Origin of the sequence: Pedobacter terrae, from assembly GCF_036946585.1 — a bacterium.
In the GTDB taxonomy this organism is placed as follows: Bacteria; Bacteroidota; Bacteroidia; order Sphingobacteriales; family Sphingobacteriaceae; genus Pedobacter; species Pedobacter terrae_C.
On sequence record NZ_JAQIIV010000002.1, the window covers coordinates 146,336 to 163,083 of the forward strand.

Here is a 16,748-nt window from a genome sequence, read left to right on the forward strand (position 1 = left end):
GACTAAAAAAAACAAAACTGAGTAACAAAATTAAATAGGTTATTCTTAGGCAAGTACTTTGCATGCTATACAGATTTCTCTATTAGATGTGGATTGATGGATTTTGGTTACACTGCTGCGATAAATAATATCAATCTTGGAAATTAAGCGATGTAGCATTGTCAAAGTATACATCAATTATTGTTTTTCCTAAAAGCGGTTCCTATCACTTTTCCATATTCCAGCATTTCGAGTTTTGTCTCCTGGTTGGGCAATTGGGTAAATCGAAGTACACCATCTGCACCTCCCTGCCTGATGCCTTGAAATTCGTTTTCAGCAATGGGGAAGAAACGCATATCCCAGTTAATCTTTTTGGTGTTATGAACCAGGTGACCTTCCAGGTAGGTAATCAGCTGTTCTTCTCCATCATTACTCTTATAATTGCCTGCAAACTTCGCGATCTGGGCATCAGGCAATTTGATCTTCTTAGGGTATTCGATCTCAATTTTACGATTGTCTAGAATCTGGTTAATCGTTTTGAAGGGATAAGCACCCATTTTGAAATTCTGTAGGGTAATAATCGTACGGTCTTTATTTACGGTATGGTAAATAAAAGAAGCATAACCATCCCAGCTGCCTGTATGGCCATATGAAAGATTCTTTTTTCCTCCGGAAAGTTCAAGCCCGAAACCGTAAGGGATGTTTCTCCCTTTTGGGGTTTTGGTCACCTCTGTCATCAGTTCAAATTCGCCGGGAGTGAAAAATGTATTTGATTTTAGTGCATTCTCCCATTTATACAGATCGACGATGGTGGAATTGACCTTTGCACTTCCTACAATGCCATCCAGGTAGTATACTACGCTGTCTCCGTAATTTGGATTTTCAGATGTGATTTTATCGAAAGATTGGCGCTTCCACACATAGCCGGTAGCATAATTCTTTATTCTTTTGGGATTTAATCTTCTGTTATAAACGGAGGTAGATTTCATTTTTAAGGGGATAAAAATGTTCTCTTTAAGGTAATCTGCGTAAGTTTTACCAGAAATGTGCTCGATTATACTGGCGAGAAGTGCATAATTGGTATTGTTATACCTGTGCATGCTGCCAGGTTCAAAACTCAACGTATCTTTCCGGGCTGCATAAAATCTTATCAGATCGTTATTAGTGGCAATTTTTTGATGGTCCCATCCTCTGGCCATATCTCCGATGTATTCAGGAAGGCCGCTCGTGTGCCTAAGCAGATTATATATGGTCACAGCGTGCCATCGTTTCAGTTCGGGGATGTATTTGTCTATCGCATCATCATATTGCAGCAAGCCTTGCCGGTGTAACAGTATAATGGCTGCGGCTGTAAATTGCTTTGAGCAGGAACCCAGCTCGTAAATAGTATTTTTATTTGTTTGGTACCTGGATAAAGTATCGCGGAAACCATAACCTTTTGCCAGCAATATTTTGCCTTTTTCGGCTATAAGTACTGAACCGTTAAATTGTCTTTGGTTGTACATGAAGGTAAACACGCTATCTAACTTGGCACTGATGGCCTTCTGGGCAAAAAGGTTAGTGTAGCTAAGCAATAGAAGAGCGATAATTCCAGTTTTATTCATAAATATAAAATTTAAGAATAAGACACCAGATTTATCTGCGCGTTGCATCTGATTGATAATTTTTATTGCATTATTGTTAATTTTAATCCAATACCATTTAATATGTTACACTGTTGTTTTTATTGGAAGGTCAGCTTGATTTCTATATCTAACTGTTGGAAGAATGTTTAGGTAGTTCATCATCTATTATTGGCTTTAACCCATCGCTATACCAAGTCTAAAATCATATATCACCTTCGATTCGGCTTCAAATAATCTCGATTGGGTTACGTTGATGGTTAATTTGATCCTCATCTTTGCTGTATCAACTTTAAATGAAAAATTATGCAGATAAATGAAAACAAAGTGGCATTGGTATCGGGTGCGAATACTGGTGTGGGCTTTCAGATTGCCAAGGCCCTTGTGGAAAACGGGTATACGGTGTATGTTGGTTCGCGCGACCCGCAAAAGGGAAAAGCGGCGGCTGAAGAGCTTGGCGAATCAGCTATCGCGATTCAATTGGATATTACGGATAATGAATCGATCAGAACAGCAGTTAAAGCTATTGAAGATGAATTCGGATACCTGACGCTTCTGGTCAACAATGCAGCGGTTTCTCACGCCGGTAAGCCGGGCCGCACCATGGAGAATGTGTTGGCTTCGCAGCGCGCCAGCATTGTACCAGTTGAGGAGCTGAAGACGGTTTGGGAAACGAATGTTTTTGGAACACTGGCCTTAACACAGGCTGGTTTGCCCTTATTGCAAAAAGCCACAAATGCGAGAATTGTAACCATTTCCAGTGCACTGGGATCGCTAACCATCAATGCCAATCCGGAAAACCCGTACCGTTTAAATTTCGACGCCGTGTACGGTGCTTCAAAAACAGCACTGAATGGGATTTTCCTTTCCCTCGCGATCGAGCTGGAGCACACCAACATCACGGTTCATCTGGTAAGTCCGGGCTTTACTGCTACGGCACTTAATAACTTTCAGGGAACAGACACTGTGGAAGAAGGCTCTAAAGAGCCGATCAGGGTAGCCCTGGCCGAAGATCTTCCGAACGGAAGTTTTACCGGTCCGGCCAATTTCAGCGGCGAAAACAACATTATTCCCTGGTAATTTTTAACATTTAAAACCTATGATTGTCAATCATAGGTTTTTTATACATTTATAGCATGAAAGGTAAGGAAGATAAATTGATCCGTTTTATATCAATATCGGAAAGCCATCAGGCATTTGGGCTGCCAGCGCCGCAGCATCCGCTGATCAGTCTCGTTCATTTCAATCAGAACAATCCGTTCAATACGGCAATGGCACCAATCTATGACGTGTTAAGTTTTTATAAGATTACTTTCATTACCAGAAATAGCGGCAGATTAAAATATGGCCGGAATTATTATGACTTTGATGAGGGAAGCATGCTGTTCATGGCACCAAATCAACTGATTGGAAGCACTGATTATAATAGCGAAACCTATTGCTACATTTTACTGATCCATCCTGATTTCCTGCTGGGGCACCTCATCGCCCGGAAAATAAAACAGTACAGCTATTTTTCTTATGCCTCCAATGAAGCACTGCATCTGTCACATGCTGAACGAGAGATTATTCTATCAGTTTATCAAATCATGGAGCAGGAACTCAATAGCCGAGTAGATGAGTTCAGCCAGGAGGTCATAATTGCCCAACTCGAATTGTTGCTGAGCTATGTCAATAGATTTTACAAACGGCAGTTTATTACCAGGAAAATGGCCAATAATGATATTCTTCAAAGAACCGAAAGCGTTCTTGATAACTATCTTAACAATCAGGAAGCATTGCGTCAGGGCCTTCCAACGGTACATTACCTTTCGGAGCAGCTCAATATCTCTTCTGGTTATTTAAGTGACATGTTACGCACATTAATCGGCCAGAACGCACAGCAATATATCCGCAGCAAGCTTATCGAAAAAGCAAAGGAGAGACTAACTGGTACTGACCTCACGGTGGCAGAGATCGCCTACGAATTGGGATTCGAACATCCGCAATCTTTTAGTAAGATGTTTAGGGCTCGGACGGGTCTTTCACCTATGGAATTTCGGATTGCTTATGATTGATCATGTGCTGAATAGAATTCTATAGTTAACTGATGATCAGATCACATTAAAGCACCGTTAAAGAACCGTTAAAGGCAATGCGCAGCGTAAATTTATGGTAAAAAAGAGAGCTGCATTAAGGCTATCCTTTTGTAACTTGCTGTCATGATTAGCAATCGATTTTTAAATGCAACTGACTTTTTGGGTTTTGCTTCTTCTCTTTCACCTCTTGAAAACGAAGTAAAGGATACTTTGCGATCCAAACTTTATCAAAAAAGATATTGTAAAGGAGAACTGATCCTGGAAAGTGGAACAATTTGTAAACGGATCTGTTTTATAGACAGCGGCTTGGTCAAAACCTTCTTTTATACTGATACCCGTGAATTTATTATGCGCTTTTTCGCTGAAGGGAATATGTTTACTGTTTTCGACAGTTTTATATCTCAACGCCCGTCTGCATACGGTATTATGGCCCTTGAAGATACCGTGATTACCTGTCTAAATTATAACGACCTGGAAATGCTTTGCCAGCAGCATCACGTCATCGAAACCTTTTACCGAAAACTCCTTTCAATGGCCGCGGTAAATATGATGGACAGGATTGGCAGCAACCTGGAAGAAAAAGCCCATGTTGCCTACCATAGATTCCTAAAAGCACACGGAATGCTTTTGCAACGACTTAGCCTGGCCGATGTGGCTTCCTATCTCGGTATTACACAGGTATCTTTAAGCCGGATCAGGGCCATGAAATAGTTTTTATCATTTGATAAATGTAGGGCTAGTTATGGAAGGTAATTTTGGGTAAAAATTAATCTGTTATGAAAAACCCTCTATCATCATCCCAAAAATTAAGTTTATTGGTTGCCTGTACTTTTACGTTTGTAGCGCCCGTTATGGGCTATTTCTCTATCGGGCTTCCACCTGTTATTATCGTAGGAGGCTCCGCATTAATCGGGTTATTTTGCTGGTACTTTACATATCTTAAAAAGCCTGCAGATCCGAACATTATCCTCCCACTTTTCATCCTTACTGTTGCCGGTTTACAAATTCATATTGTTGAAGAATACCTGATGGGTTTTGCACCTGCAATGAGCAGGCTGTTTGGTATTCCATGGAGTGAGAAAAGTTTTTTAATGGTTTTTGCACTAATTGGTCCGGTTATTTACACCCTTACTTCACTTGGGCTGTATTACAAGGTGCCGATAGCCGGATTTGTAGCCTGGTTTATCTTTATTGGCCCGGGTGTGGCAGAATTTACTCATTTTATTTTTCCGCTAATTGCTCCTGAGCTGCTTCCGCATGATCCACATTCATTAACCGCATCAATCAAAGGCACCAGAATTCCACATATGCCCAATTTTTACGTTGAAACCACCGGGCAGTATTATTTTCCGGGCATGTGGACTGCGGTTCTTCCGATGATTCCGGGATGCCTTGCCATTTATCATTTACTGATCAGGAAAACAAATGATTTAAAATCAGCAGAAGCCGCTAACCTTTAGAGAGGCTTAAAAGTAGCTGGGGCTTTATATGGAACTGGAAATGTTTATGGCTTTCTTATTCGCTTTAAACTTCATCTTCCCAAATAACCTGTGCAATTTTCCATTCGTCAGCCTCCTTCATAAAATGAAAAAACTTATGTCCGTGGCCTTCAAAGTAAACGTCGTTTAGCATTCCTTGTTTACGGTACTTTGAATAACGCTGTGCGATATTCCCGATAATCCTGGTTTCTTCAAATGTTTCAAATTCACTAAATTGCTGTAAAGTCCCGTCCGTCAATATCTTTTTTCTGGGTTCAATAAAAGATTCCAGCCCATAAACATCTGCATGCGCAGCGGACTTTCTGATAATGCTTGCAGACGCAAGGCATAGCTGAGAAACCGGTTCAAAATCAGGTTCATTCAAAGTATTGTTAAACAGATTAAAAAACGAACGGGTAACTTTACCGATCTTTATTTCATCTGTTTTTAAAGCATATTGCAGCAGCGTTTTTCCTGTTGTGGTTACCTGGCTCTCATATTTAAATTTCAATTTTTCCAGCAGCTTTACTGAACGGATGTTCTCTTTTGCCGTAATGGCCAGTATTTTATCGGCCAGGATCGCATCAGGGAGTACATTTAGTACGCCGCTTGTCGCTTCATAGGCATATCCTGCTTTTGTATGACCAGGTAAAAAAGCGAATCCGATATCGTAATGTTCCAGCTCATCTCTTTTAGTAAGTGTGATAATTCCAATCGAAAGATCATCCGCCTTCAGTTTAACTTTCCAATATTGAATTAAGGGATTGGCGATTATTTTTTCGACATAGGCTAACGCATCTTCAATTGTCCTGATATTTCTGTCGCCAATAAATTCCAGCCAGCCTGCAGAATTGACCAGTTCAAAAATGAACGCATGGTCATTTATTTCCAGTTCATTCAATATCAGCCTGTCTGTTAAGATTTCCGTTATGATCATGATTAGTCTCTCCAGATAAATATATACATTAATTTTTATCAACAGTAATTTGCAAGCAGTAGTAGGCAATCGAAAATTAAAATACATTATTCAACTTTACTGAACTATTTGATGTCCGACGCTGTTATCATTTAAACTAAAATCATTTTTATGATAGACCCAAAAGAAAAGGAAGCGGAAGCGCAAGACGAAAATGTGGAGCAGCATGATAACACTAGCCAGGATTCAAACTGGAGTGAACACCAAAGCGTTGATGAGGAAGGTAATGAACTAGAACCTGATGATATTAAATAAGACCTTATGAAAAAGATATTGATGGTATTAACATCACATAGTGGGATGGAAAATACCGATGGTAAAACAGGTGTTTGGCTGGGTGAGTTTACAGATCCCTACTATGAATTTATAGATGCCGGTTATCAGATAACGTTAGCCAGCCCGAAAGGAGGGAGGCCACCGGTAGATCCAATGAGTGAATTAACGGAACATGTAACGGGTTCCAACCGTAGGTTTAGTGACGATGAGGCAGCAAACACAGCCTTTTCGCATACCCAGGTTCTGGATCAGATCAGGTCTGATGACTATGATGCAGTGTTCTATCCTGGAGGTCATGGCCCGATATGGGATCTTGCCCAGGATAATAACAGTGGAATTTTAATTCTCGATTTCCTTGATGCTGGAAAACCGGTTGCTGCTGTATGTCATGGACCGGCAGCATTGATCAGTGCAGAAAGGCAACGGCCAGGGTTTTTGAAGGGGAAAATCATCTCTGCTTTCAGCAATGCCGAGGAAACTTTAGTGGGCCGAAGTGGAAACGTTCCCTATTTACTTCAAACCAAACTGGAAGAGTTCGGTGCAGAGGTAAAAACAGCACTCGTGCCATTTTTATCACATGTGGAGAAGGATGGATTACTCATCACCGGTCAAAATCCATTATCAGCTGGCCCGACGGCTAAGGCGCTTATCGATCTGTTGAATGAGACGACATCCACAGATAAATTATCTGAAGTTACGCCAATTTAATTTCTGCATAATGTGAACCCGAAATTTTTAACTTTCGGGTTCACTTCTGGGTGATTTACATACTTAAATGTCATTTCAAACGGTATAAGAAAAAAATTGATTCCTAAATAAAATGCTGCAATTCTACCGCGTTTTATTTCAAACGTTTTCGTCATTTCCGAAAATCTGTATGAGTTTTTGAATGGCTTCTTTGTTGGGTGAAGCGAAATCCCCAATCCCCTGTACGGTCTCCTCACAGATAGGAGAAGCTCTCTCAAACATTATATCTTCATAAGCCTTCAATGCAGCTTCTATATTTTGATAAGTCTCGTTCGTCAGGCACTCACTTAGGTCAAGTGCATCCAGCATCGCCAAATTTACGCCCTCGCCATTTGGCGGCATCAGATGGGCGGCATCACCTAAAATCGTAATGTTGGGTTTGGTTTGCCAGCGTAGTTTTAACGGATGGTAATTGAGTGGCCTATAGGTGAAGTTTGAACAAGCGCTAAACATGGAATGGAATGACGCATGCCAGTCATGATAAAATTGGGTAAGATAAGTACATACCTCTTCATGAACATGGAAATCTATACCATTAACATGCTTCCAATTTTCCGGGTACATTGATGCCGCATAAAAGGTTAGCCCGCCATCGCCCCTTGGCTGAACCACCAGCATTTTACCCGGCCCTGCCGCCATAAGGCTTCCCTGGTTGATCATACGATACAACCCGGGACAAGCTGTTTCGGGATTATCAATTTCTCCCTGAATGATGCTGGCACCCGAATACAATGGACTGACATCAGTTAGGTATTGCCGAACGCAGGATCGGTATCCATCACAGCCAATAACCAGATCTGAACTGGCTAATGTGCCGTTCTTGAATTGCAATTCCCATCTACCGTTGCTAAAGGAGAGGTTGAGCAATTGACTATCCCATATCACCGTGCCAGGCAGTAGTGAATCAATCAGGATATCCCGAAGCGCACCTCTGTCAATTTCGGGACGAAAATGTTCGTCGCCGAATGTATATGTGCCACTTTGTAAATAATCATCCAATAAAATATTTGCATGTTCATCAACCAACCTGAAGCTATCTGCCCCTTGCATGTATCGGGCCTTAAAAGCATCCGTTAGGCCGGCTGCTTCAAGCACTTTTAAGCCTGAATGATAATGGAGATCCACAATTGCACCCTGTACACGCGCTTTTTGATTAAGATCCCGCTCATATACTTTTACATTTGCACCCTTGAGCTGTAGCAACCGAGCAAGAGCAAGCCCGCCGGGCCCTCCACCAACAATTGCGATTTGGTGGTCATTTATTAGATTTATTTTTTTCAAAGTTTCCATATGCAATGTTTAATCAGCACAAAGGAACGTTGTCTGACCAGTTTAAAAAATGGCTAAACCATGTAAGTATAGGACTATTCGCGGTTTTTATTCCGGAAGTATAGCGGTTTTGATCCTGTAACTTTTACAAACAGCCGTACGAAATAAGAATAATCATCGTAACCCAGTTCGTTTGCAATTTCTTTTACCGATTTGTCTGAGTGATAAAGGAGCCTTTTGGCCTCTAATATAACGCGTTGTTGAATATTTTTTGAAAGCGATTGCCCTGTAGCAGTTTTTACGCATTCATTGAGATAAGAAATTGAGATGTTCAGGAGATCTGCATATATGGCCGGACGTTTCACTGTTTTGTAACTGCGTTCTAATTCCTTGCTGAAAGCTCTGGCTACCAAATGAAACCTGTTATGGTTTTCATTAAGACTGGATTGGGCCTGATACAGCGAACTGATGAGTGCTGCCAGGCTATTGATGCTATCTGTCAGTGCGGCATGATATAAGTTTTCTTCCGGTTCCGTATAAAGGATAAAAGATAGAGAAGCCATTTGTAAAAAAATGGAAAGTGTTTTATCGCTCAGTGTCAAAGCACTAGTTGGCATAAGGTCGTTTAGTATCGTTAGGTATGCTGGATGGAGGTTTTCCTCTTTAATAATCCAGGTACTAAGTTTGGCTTTTTCAAAGGTAATCAGCCGGTGGACCTGGCTTGGATGAAGGTAGATGATAGCCGGTGCCTGAATACTGTAGATTTTGAAGTCTATCTCAATATGTGTAATTCCTTTTTCTTGCAAAATAAAGGTATAGCCATCATCACGATGCGGTCGACTAACGTTTTCATTGTCAGGATATCCGTCGAAATACTTCCTTAACATCATGATGCCTCGGTTGGTACCCTTTGGTAAAATGTTAACTGGGATATATTGTGATTTTTTTGACATAGCTGGAATGATCAAAGATATTAGAAATTTGCACAGCTATAGGCAGGAATCGCTTAATGTAAGTAAATGTTGTAGCATTAAGTGAGCGGGGAATATTTCTTTAATATAGGTAATCTTGGCAATAAATCATACCTGATCTCACACATAATGTGTCATCTGCAAGGCCGGATTACTTAAAAAACTTATGCTTAGCTTTTATTATGCTTGATCAAAGCGAGATAAACAGCGTCATTTTTTTGCCATAAAAGATAAAGTAGTTGGGAAATGTTTTGTTTTCTGTGGACCATTAAATTGATAGACAGAAGAAGCTGGGTAAATTACTAAAACCTTTTAAAGCTTTGGTAACAGATACTGTTTCAATGAGTAATTGAGAATACTGTCAAATTGGAGTTAAGGCGATGTATATTATAGTTTTATAATCGGGAAGAGCAAGGCTGAAAAAAAATCGTTTTCCAAAAACATAACGTGTTGGATAGGTGTTAGGTGTACGATTTATGAAAAAACACCATACAAACCACAGTCCTACGCCCTGGCAGCGGCTTGTAGAAATGCTTCATGTAGAGCGCTCTACAATTAATTACATCTTTCTGTACGCAGGTTTCATTGGGGTTATCGGCTTATCCCTTCCATTAGGAACGGCAGCTGTGTTTAATTTGCTAGCCAATGGTTCTATGTACAGTTCAACCTATATTTTAATTGCTGCGATTTTAATTGGTATTGTGGTTGGCGGAATGCTTCTACTGGGGCAGCTTTCACTGGTAGAATACCTGGAGCAGAAGATCTTTATCAAGGCAGCTATTGGATTTGCTTATCGTTTGCCCCGAATAAAAAAGAAGGAGTTTGAAGGGGAGGATCCGAGAGAACTGGTGAACAGGTTTTTTGATGTGCTCACTATTCAGAAAGGCCTTACCAAGCTATTGATCGATATTGTAGCATCAGGAGTTCTGATATTTTTCAGTGCCATACTGCTGTCGTTCTACCACCCGATATTTATTGGTTTCGGAATTTTTACCATCACCTGTATCGTCGTAATTATTGCCATTTATTACCGCAGGGGAGTAGAAACCAGCATCGAAGAATCGGAGTATAAATACGAGGTTGTGGCTTATCTGGAAAACGTTGCTGAAGACTTAGACGCCTACCGTGGAAAAAAACATGAGATGGATAAAATTGCACAGGTAACAGATGAAATTACTGCCAGGTATGTGGAAGCCAGAAATGATCATTTTAGTATTTTAAAAAGACTGTTTGCCAGCGCTGTAGTTTTAAGAACAACTTTGATGGGTGCTCTTTTGCTCCTCGGTTCTTATTTTGTTGTTCAAAGGGAGATGACTTTTGGTCAATTTGTTGCTGCTGAAGTGATTATTGTTCAAATTACTTATGCCGTTGAGAAGTTGATGACCAGTTTAAATACCGTTTTCGATATGGTAACAGGAAGTGAAAAACTTGCTGTAGTAACCGATATGGAATTGGAGGAAGGAGAACTGGAGCATGATTAGTCAGACAAAAAAACTGGTGGTAAGGAAGGTGAATGAACATGCAGTATTATCTAAGGGGCAATTGATTTCGGTTAACGGACCAAGATTGTTGGGAAGAATAATGATTGGGATAACCGTACTTTTTGTGATTATATTACTACTCCCATGGAGACAGACCATATCTGGCAGGGGAACCGTTACGGCATTACGCCCGGAAGACAGACCGCAGACCATACAAAACCAAATTGGGGGGCGTATTGAGCGCTGGGCTGTAACCGAAGGACAACAAGTGAAGAAAGGCGACACCATTTTAGTGCTTTCTGAAACCAGTCATTCCTATTTCAATCCCGAACTGCCTGAACGGTTAGATGAACAGCTTAACGCCAAAAGGGGGAGCGAGCAGGCAGCCAGTCAGAAAATTTCAGCAAGCGACGCTAAGATCAATGCCCTGAATAACGGCCTCAGGGTACAGCTTGATGCTGCCCGCAACGACGTGAAGCAGGCAAGAAATAAGGTGACTATTGATAGTGCTGAATTAGTGGCAGTAAAAAATATTTATCAGACGAGTAAAGTAAGATTAGAACGCTATGAAGTTGGTTACCGAAATGGTCTTTTTTCTTTGACTGATATCGAATCAAGAAGGTTGAAACTGGCTGAAGATAAAGCAAAAGAAGTTGCGCAACAGAACAAACTTAATAATTCAAGGCAATCATTGGCCAATGCTATTATCGAATTGGATAATATCAAGGTAAAGTATGCGCAGTCATTAGCATCTGCTCAGGCTGACCTAAGCTCAGCAATTTCCGGCAAAGCATCTGTGAGGGAAGAGATATCAAAATTGCGCAACGAGATGAAAAATATTGATATCAGAAGAGGACTTTACGTCGTGCGGGCGCCACAAGATGGTTATATCGTAAAAACATATAAGGCGGGTATTGGAGAAAATATTAAAGAGGGGGAATCTGTGGCAACGTTGCAGCCATTATCTCCACAAGTTGCTGCTGAAATTTATGTTGATGCAATGGATGTTCCGCTGATTTTGGACAGTGCTAACGTTCGGCTTCAGTTTGAAGGCTGGCCGTCTGTCCAGTTTTCTGGCTGGCCGTCTGTTGCAGTAGGTACCTTTGGAGGTAAAGTATCGGTTATTGACAGGGTAAGTACAAATGGCAAGTATCGGATTTTGGTTAGGCAGCTGAATAAAGTGCCTGCAGGCGATGAGCCGTGGCCGATTCAATTACGTCAGGGATCTGGGGTTTATGGTAGGGTAATTCTACGTTCGGTTCCGGTATGGTATGAGATCTGGCGACAGCTTAATGGGTTTCCACCAAGTTTGGAGAAAGCGCCTACAGCTGAAAATATCAATAACAAATAGATGAGAACTTATAACGCAAAACAGGCTTCCGGGCCAGGATGGTTGGCGGCATCATTTAAGCGCAATATTTTTATTGCATACCTGTCTATTTTGGTATTCTCTGCATCGGCCCAGCCAAAGCCTGGTGCAGGTGTTCAGGTATTTTCGATCCGCGATCTTCAGGAAATTGTATTGACAGGACATCCCGTTGTTAAACAGGCAGCCTTGCTCCCTAAAGCCTCACAAGCAAAGGTATTACAATCGCTTGGAAATTTTGATCCCGAGGTGGTGGCCTCATTTGGTAGGAAAATCTTTGGTGGCACCGAATATTATAACCACTGGAACAGTCAGTTAAAGGTTCCGCTGTGGCTCGCAGGTGCTGATTTAAATATTGGGTACGACCGTAATGTCGGTACTTATAATAATCCGGAAACCAGGACCAGTAATACGGGGCTTACAGGGATAGGTCTCAGTATTCCGCTGGGGCAAGGGTTTTTAATCGATTCGCGCAGAAATACCCTGCGCCAGGCAAAAATTATGGTTGATTATGCAGAAGCAGATAAAATTTCGCAGATCAATGCGGTATGGCTTTATGCACTTAAAGATTATTGGAACTGGTATTACGCTTTCGAACAGCAACGTTTTACTGCTGAAGGGGTTGATCTCGCCGAAAAAAGGTTCCGCGCTTTAAAAGAACAGGTGCTTATTGGAGATAAGCCACCAATTGATTCTGTAGAAGCATCCATTACACTTCAAGACCGCAGGGTTCAGCTTCAGGAGTCGATTGTTAAAGTAAATAACGCAAGGCTTGTGCTGTCTAATAATTTATGGTCTGCTGATGGTGTACCACAGGAACTTCCCTCGCTTGCTGTTCCAGAAAATGTAGCAGCTGCGCAGCATTTAATGAACAGTTTGCAGCTCGATTCACTGGTAAGTCATGCCACAGAAGCTCATCCAACGCTGTTGAAGATCAGGAGCAAGCAGGCACAACTAAGCGTAGAGGAACAATATAGAAGGGAAATGTTAAAGCCCAAGCTGAGCGTAAAGGGAGCCTTTTTAGCTGGCCGCAGAGATTTTTCTTATGTAGCAGATAGCTATGATTTTCGTCTAGCAAATTATAAAGTCGGTATCGATTTTTCCATCCCTTTATTTTTAAGAGAGGAGCGAGGTAAGCTCCGAGAAGTGAAAATTAAACAAGCTGATATGGAATACGGTCTACAGCAAACAGGCAGGGAGATCCAGACCGCTGTTTTGACTGCATTTAACCAATATAAAGGCTACCAGGGGCAGCTTGCATTGCAAACCAGAAATGTAGAAAGCCAACGTACGCTGGTTAATGGTGAACAGCAGAAGTTTGAGCTGGGGGAGAGCAATCTTTTTCTAATCAATGCCAGGGAATCCAAACTTATCGAAATGCAGGTAAAGCGAGCCGAGCTTTTGGCTAATCTGCAAAAGGCGATGGCGGAAATTTATTATCAAGCAGGAAAACGTTTAGAACGCTAATAGCTATGGTACCAACTTAATCTTTTGGTTCCCAAAGTTGAATTTTATTGCCTTCCGGGTCCAAAATGTGGACAAATTTACCGTAGTCGAAGGTTTCCATCTGATCAACAATGGTCACATTTTCTTTTCTAAGCACTTCAACTAGTTGCTCCAGGTTTTCAACCCTGTAATTGATCATAAAATCCTTTTCCGAGGGCTCGAAATATTTCGTATCTTCAGGGAAAGAGTTCCATTGCGTAAGTCCTTTTTTTGTACTGTCTGTCAAATCGCGCCATTCGAAACTCGTTCCGTAAGGTGTAGTGTCGAAACCCAGATGTGTTTTATACCATTGGTTAATTTCTTTTGGGTTTTTGCATTTAAAAAATATGCCCCCTATACCGGTTACTCTTTTCATTTTTTGTTTATTGTTGCTAATCATTGTACTGGCGGTAAAGCCGGAAAGAAAGGAAGCTGCTAACATGAGGAAGATTAATCCTGTTTTCTTTACTTTTATTGTCATTCTGCCTTATAGTTGATTACTGCTTTAATGGGTATGCCAATCTCCAGATCGAAATGGATCCAGTTGCATACATTTTCCTTATCTAAAAATACCTCTAGCCCAGGCTGGGCTTCACATTCATAATTGCTATTAATCAGCCAGTTGTCGAAAAGAAAATTGATGCCTGCTCCAACCAGTTTGATATCACCGCAAACACTGGTAAATGCATATTTGCATGCCGGCAAAACTGTCGTTTGTACCGGGCTTTCCGGGCTTAACTTAAAGCCTTCCGGCAGGGTAATGCAAGACTCATAAGTATACTTCTTTTTTGGAGTCACCTCCGGGTCATCTTTAGACATACCAAAAATGGTTTCCGTTTTGTAAATACCCACCTCCTTTGACCAATTGATCAGTTTTGAAAACGCTAAAATTACCACTCAATGCCTAAACGCATCAGTTACCCTGATGTATGCAATTTTTCTTTCCTCCATTTTTTTTATCACTACAGGAAAAAGTTGTTCCAGTTCTTCTTGTTTCAGGTCACAATGATATTTATTTACTGGCTGTAATTCTTTGCAGATCTTGCTGTTTTTTATTTTACCACCTTTACGGTAACGGCCAGGGGAGGTAGCGAAATATTGTTTAAATTGACGGGATAAAGTTGCTGCGGAGGAGAAGCCGCATGCTGTTGCGATTGCAGTGATGGATTCCTTAGAAAATTTGAGAAGACGTGCAGCTTTTTCGATCCGCATCCTACTGGTAAAAGCATGAACGGTTTCGCCCATCAGAGCTGTAAATATGCGGTGGAAATGAAATGGCGAAAAACAAGCGACCGATGCCAGCTCTTCCAGAGAAACGGATCTATCCAGGTTTTGGTTAAGGTGGTCAATTACCTCATTAATCCTTCGCTGGTAAATATCGGTTGATCCATTCATGCAATTTCATGTTGAGATGTAGATATGCTCGTATTTTAGTTCGTCGAAACGGGCTTAAGCATATCGTAGTGATGGTTTTGCTGCTGGGCTTTTATCAGGCCGCGTCGTTTGCCATTAGTTTATCCATTATTTTTTTCAGAAATTTAACTTTGTTCTTTTTTACTTCTTCGATAAATGGGGAAGATTCATCCGTATCGGATAGGTGATTGTTACCCCAAAGGGCTATTTCGATCACAGCAGGTATTAAATCAACACCTTTTTCACTCAATTTATAAAGCCCCCTCACTTTGTTATCAGGATAAGGTGATTTAATGATTATTCCCTGTTCCTCCAATGCCTGTAACCTATTGGCCAATATATTAGTCGCTATTTTTTCTTTCGCTTTTGTAAAATCACCATAAGTTCGCGTTTTATGAAGCATAAGGTCGCGCACGATCAGTAGCGACCACTTGTCTCCGAAAATATCGAGCGATGAACTGATGGGGCAATCGGAACGCTTTTCATTGGTTTTCATATTTTTAAAATTTTACTTGCATTTTGAAAGTAAATTTATAATTTTGCACTTGCAATTTGCAAGTTTAAATCTGGTTTTTAACTTGCAAATAAAAAGCGAATTTAATGATTTTAAGTTAATAAAGAAAAGATGAAAGACTATTCAGCAATACAACGGGATGAAAAAATATTAGTAACAGGGGTTACTGGTTCGATGGGAAAAGCTACAGTTGAGCAATTATTAAAAAAAGGAATTCCGGCAAGCCAGATTATCGGGCTCTCCCGAAAAAAAGAACAAATAGAAGATCTGGCTAAGCAAGACGTAGAAGTACGTCTTGGCGATTATTTTGATTATGATTCATTATTAAGCGCATTTGAAGGCATTGATAAGGTGATGCTAACCAGTACCGTAGCTTTCACAGACCGTTCTGCCCAACATTACAATGCAATTACTGCCGCACGTCAGGCTGGTGTTAAGCATTTGGTATACATGGCAATTATGCGTAAGGAGGATTCCGGATATATCCTACCTGAGGTTACGGACTCAGATCTGTTTACCGAACAGGTTCTTAAATCATCAGGACTTGATTACACCATTGTATACCATCCACCATTTACTGATGTTTTATCATTATATTTTGATCCTAATCCCTTCAAAAACGGAATAAAAGTTCCGGCCAATAACGGAAAAATAGCTCCTGCTACAAGGAATGAACTGGCTGAAGCCCATGCAACGATACTTTCTACACCTGGACATGAAAACAAAACCTATTCATTAGGAGGCAGCCAGGCTGTTTCATTCGCTGACATTGCGAAAATCCTTTCCGAAATAAAAGGTCAATCCATTCCTTTTACTACGATTACAACAGTAGAATATATCGATGGGATGGTGGCAAAAGGAGCTCCGCTTCATGTGGCCGAGTTTATAACGAGCTGGATAACCGCAATGGAGGCAGGTGAATTTGAATATCAATCAGGTGATTTAGAGCGCTTGTTAGGTAGAAAAACAAAAACATTAAAAGCATACTTCGAATCAACTATCAATTAGCACACTCCAGATTAGCAAAGAGAATTGGGGTAGGGAATCGCTCTTCTCTTTTGTATTAAAAAAATTAAGAGCTTAATTTACAGTT

The 16,748-nt window shown here is 40.9% G+C and carries 18 protein-coding genes; 10 read left to right on the forward strand and 8 right to left on the reverse strand.

Features of this window, described 5'->3' with window-relative positions; all coding sequences use genetic code 11:
• Nucleotides 1-173: 173 nt before the first annotated feature.
• On the reverse strand, nucleotides 174-1,583 hold the full coding sequence (locus PGN18_RS03185; RefSeq protein WP_335317912.1) for a serine hydrolase domain-containing protein: 1,410 nt from the start codon (nucleotides 1,581-1,583) through the stop codon (nucleotides 174-176).
• Nucleotides 1,584-1,907: 324 nt separating this feature from the next.
• Between PGN18_RS03185 and PGN18_RS03190 the strand changes: the two genes are divergently transcribed.
• From PGN18_RS03190 to PGN18_RS03205, 4 genes are all read left to right on the forward strand, one after another.
• Nucleotides 1,908-2,681 carry an SDR family NAD(P)-dependent oxidoreductase gene (locus PGN18_RS03190; protein WP_335317913.1) on the forward strand — a complete coding sequence of 258 codons (774 nt, stop codon included), beginning with the start codon at nucleotides 1,908-1,910 and terminating at the stop codon, nucleotides 2,679-2,681.
• A gap of 56 nt (nucleotides 2,682-2,737) precedes the next feature.
• Nucleotides 2,738-3,658, forward strand: a complete 921-nt coding sequence (locus PGN18_RS03195; protein ID WP_335317914.1) for a helix-turn-helix domain-containing protein — start codon at nucleotides 2,738-2,740, stop codon at nucleotides 3,656-3,658.
• 144 nt (nucleotides 3,659-3,802) lie between these two features.
• Nucleotides 3,803-4,390 (forward strand): Crp/Fnr family transcriptional regulator, encoded by a 588-nt coding sequence (locus PGN18_RS03200; RefSeq protein WP_335317915.1) that lies wholly within the window; start codon nucleotides 3,803-3,805, stop codon nucleotides 4,388-4,390.
• Between the two features lie 65 nt (nucleotides 4,391-4,455).
• A complete protein-coding gene (locus tag PGN18_RS03205; RefSeq protein ID WP_335317916.1) occupies nucleotides 4,456-5,139 on the forward strand; it encodes a hypothetical protein in 684 nt (227 codons plus the stop codon).
• Between the two features lie 64 nt (nucleotides 5,140-5,203).
• Here the strand turns inward: PGN18_RS03205 and PGN18_RS03210 are convergent, their stop codons facing one another.
• Nucleotides 5,204-6,094 carry a GNAT family N-acetyltransferase gene (locus PGN18_RS03210; RefSeq protein WP_335317917.1) on the reverse strand — a complete coding sequence of 297 codons (891 nt, stop codon included), beginning with the start codon at nucleotides 6,092-6,094 and terminating at the stop codon, nucleotides 5,204-5,206.
• A gap of 150 nt (nucleotides 6,095-6,244) precedes the next feature.
• Between PGN18_RS03210 and PGN18_RS03215 the strand changes: the two genes are divergently transcribed.
• Complete coding sequence (locus tag PGN18_RS03215; RefSeq protein ID WP_335317918.1) at nucleotides 6,245-6,388, forward strand: hypothetical protein; 144 nt, start codon at nucleotides 6,245-6,247, stop codon at nucleotides 6,386-6,388.
• A gap of 6 nt (nucleotides 6,389-6,394) precedes the next feature.
• Nucleotides 6,395-7,117: a type 1 glutamine amidotransferase domain-containing protein gene (locus tag PGN18_RS03220; protein ID WP_335317919.1), complete on the forward strand. Its 723-nt coding sequence runs from the start codon at nucleotides 6,395-6,397 to the stop codon at nucleotides 7,115-7,117.
• A gap of 138 nt (nucleotides 7,118-7,255) precedes the next feature.
• On the opposite strand, the gene PGN18_RS03225 is transcribed toward PGN18_RS03220, so the two are convergent.
• Both PGN18_RS03225 and PGN18_RS03230 read right to left on the reverse strand, forming a co-directional pair.
• Nucleotides 7,256-8,446, reverse strand: a complete 1,191-nt coding sequence (locus PGN18_RS03225; RefSeq protein ID WP_335317920.1) for an FAD-dependent oxidoreductase — start codon at nucleotides 8,444-8,446, stop codon at nucleotides 7,256-7,258.
• A 74-nt stretch (nucleotides 8,447-8,520) separates the two neighbouring features.
• Nucleotides 8,521-9,378, reverse strand: coding sequence for a helix-turn-helix domain-containing protein (locus PGN18_RS03230; protein ID WP_335317921.1), 858 nt, complete (start codon nucleotides 9,376-9,378; stop codon nucleotides 8,521-8,523).
• A gap of 494 nt (nucleotides 9,379-9,872) precedes the next feature.
• Between PGN18_RS03230 and PGN18_RS03235 the strand changes: the two genes are divergently transcribed.
• The 3 genes from PGN18_RS03235 to PGN18_RS03245 are packed head-to-tail and all read left to right on the forward strand — an operon-like array spanning nucleotide 9,873 to nucleotide 13,710.
• Nucleotides 9,873-10,877 carry an ABC transporter transmembrane domain-containing protein gene (locus tag PGN18_RS03235; RefSeq protein ID WP_335317922.1) on the forward strand — a complete coding sequence of 335 codons (1,005 nt, stop codon included), beginning with the start codon at nucleotides 9,873-9,875 and terminating at the stop codon, nucleotides 10,875-10,877.
• Nucleotides 10,870-12,228 (forward strand): HlyD family secretion protein, encoded by a 1,359-nt coding sequence (locus PGN18_RS03240; RefSeq protein WP_335317923.1) that lies wholly within the window; start codon nucleotides 10,870-10,872, stop codon nucleotides 12,226-12,228. Before PGN18_RS03235 ends, PGN18_RS03240 begins: the two co-directional genes overlap by 8 nt.
• Nucleotides 12,229-13,710, forward strand: a complete 1,482-nt coding sequence (locus PGN18_RS03245; RefSeq protein WP_335317924.1) for a TolC family protein — start codon at nucleotides 12,229-12,231, stop codon at nucleotides 13,708-13,710.
• Nucleotides 13,711-13,726: 16 nt separating this feature from the next.
• Here the strand turns inward: PGN18_RS03245 and PGN18_RS03250 are convergent, their stop codons facing one another.
• The 4 genes from PGN18_RS03250 to PGN18_RS03265 all read right to left on the reverse strand — a co-directional run bounded on the left by PGN18_RS03250 (nucleotide 13,727) and on the right by PGN18_RS03265 (nucleotide 15,637).
• On the reverse strand, nucleotides 13,727-14,104 hold the full coding sequence (locus tag PGN18_RS03250; protein WP_335317925.1) for a VOC family protein: 378 nt from the start codon (nucleotides 14,102-14,104) through the stop codon (nucleotides 13,727-13,729).
• Between the two features lie 101 nt (nucleotides 14,105-14,205).
• The gene (locus PGN18_RS03255; protein ID WP_335317926.1) at nucleotides 14,206-14,625 is read right to left on the reverse strand and encodes an AraC family transcriptional regulator; all 420 of its coding nucleotides are present in this window, start codon (nucleotides 14,623-14,625) and stop codon (nucleotides 14,206-14,208) included.
• Entirely contained in the window at nucleotides 14,626-15,123 is a 498-nt protein-coding gene (locus PGN18_RS03260) for an AraC family transcriptional regulator (protein WP_335317927.1), read from the reverse strand. It abuts the gene before it with no gap.
• A 94-nt stretch (nucleotides 15,124-15,217) separates the two neighbouring features.
• Nucleotides 15,218-15,637 (reverse strand): winged helix-turn-helix transcriptional regulator, encoded by a 420-nt coding sequence (locus tag PGN18_RS03265; RefSeq protein ID WP_335317928.1) that lies wholly within the window; start codon nucleotides 15,635-15,637, stop codon nucleotides 15,218-15,220.
• A 129-nt stretch (nucleotides 15,638-15,766) separates the two neighbouring features.
• On the opposite strand from PGN18_RS03265, the gene PGN18_RS03270 reads away from it, so the two are divergent.
• Nucleotides 15,767-16,663 carry an SDR family oxidoreductase gene (locus tag PGN18_RS03270; RefSeq protein ID WP_335317929.1) on the forward strand — a complete coding sequence of 299 codons (897 nt, stop codon included), beginning with the start codon at nucleotides 15,767-15,769 and terminating at the stop codon, nucleotides 16,661-16,663.
• Nucleotides 16,664-16,748 lie beyond the last annotated feature (85 nt).

Coding starts and splice junctions, on each gene's coding strand:
- PGN18_RS03185 (WP_335317912.1), bottom strand. CDS start 1,583: ATGAATAAAACTGGAATTATCGCTCTTCTATTGCTTAGCTACACTAAC.
- PGN18_RS03190 (WP_335317913.1), top strand. CDS start 1,908: ATGCAGATAAATGAAAACAAAGTGGCATTGGTATCGGGTGCGAATACT.
- PGN18_RS03195 (WP_335317914.1), top strand. CDS start 2,738: ATGAAAGGTAAGGAAGATAAATTGATCCGTTTTATATCAATATCGGAA.
- PGN18_RS03200 (WP_335317915.1), top strand. CDS start 3,803: ATGATTAGCAATCGATTTTTAAATGCAACTGACTTTTTGGGTTTTGCT.
- PGN18_RS03205 (WP_335317916.1), top strand. CDS start 4,456: ATGAAAAACCCTCTATCATCATCCCAAAAATTAAGTTTATTGGTTGCC.
- PGN18_RS03210 (WP_335317917.1), bottom strand. CDS start 6,094: ATGATCATAACGGAAATCTTAACAGACAGGCTGATATTGAATGAACTG.
- PGN18_RS03215 (WP_335317918.1), top strand. CDS start 6,245: ATGATAGACCCAAAAGAAAAGGAAGCGGAAGCGCAAGACGAAAATGTG.
- PGN18_RS03220 (WP_335317919.1), top strand. CDS start 6,395: ATGAAAAAGATATTGATGGTATTAACATCACATAGTGGGATGGAAAAT.
- PGN18_RS03225 (WP_335317920.1), bottom strand. CDS start 8,446: ATGGAAACTTTGAAAAAAATAAATCTAATAAATGACCACCAAATCGCA.
- PGN18_RS03230 (WP_335317921.1), bottom strand. CDS start 9,378: ATGTCAAAAAAATCACAATATATCCCAGTTAACATTTTACCAAAGGGT.
- PGN18_RS03235 (WP_335317922.1), top strand. CDS start 9,873: ATGAAAAAACACCATACAAACCACAGTCCTACGCCCTGGCAGCGGCTT.
- PGN18_RS03240 (WP_335317923.1), top strand. CDS start 10,870: ATGATTAGTCAGACAAAAAAACTGGTGGTAAGGAAGGTGAATGAACAT.
- PGN18_RS03245 (WP_335317924.1), top strand. CDS start 12,229: ATGAGAACTTATAACGCAAAACAGGCTTCCGGGCCAGGATGGTTGGCG.
- PGN18_RS03250 (WP_335317925.1), bottom strand. CDS start 14,104: ATGAAAAGAGTAACCGGTATAGGGGGCATATTTTTTAAATGCAAAAAC.
- PGN18_RS03260 (WP_335317927.1), bottom strand. CDS start 15,123: ATGAATGGATCAACCGATATTTACCAGCGAAGGATTAATGAGGTAATT.
- PGN18_RS03265 (WP_335317928.1), bottom strand. CDS start 15,637: ATGAAAACCAATGAAAAGCGTTCCGATTGCCCCATCAGTTCATCGCTC.
- PGN18_RS03270 (WP_335317929.1), top strand. CDS start 15,767: ATGAAAGACTATTCAGCAATACAACGGGATGAAAAAATATTAGTAACA.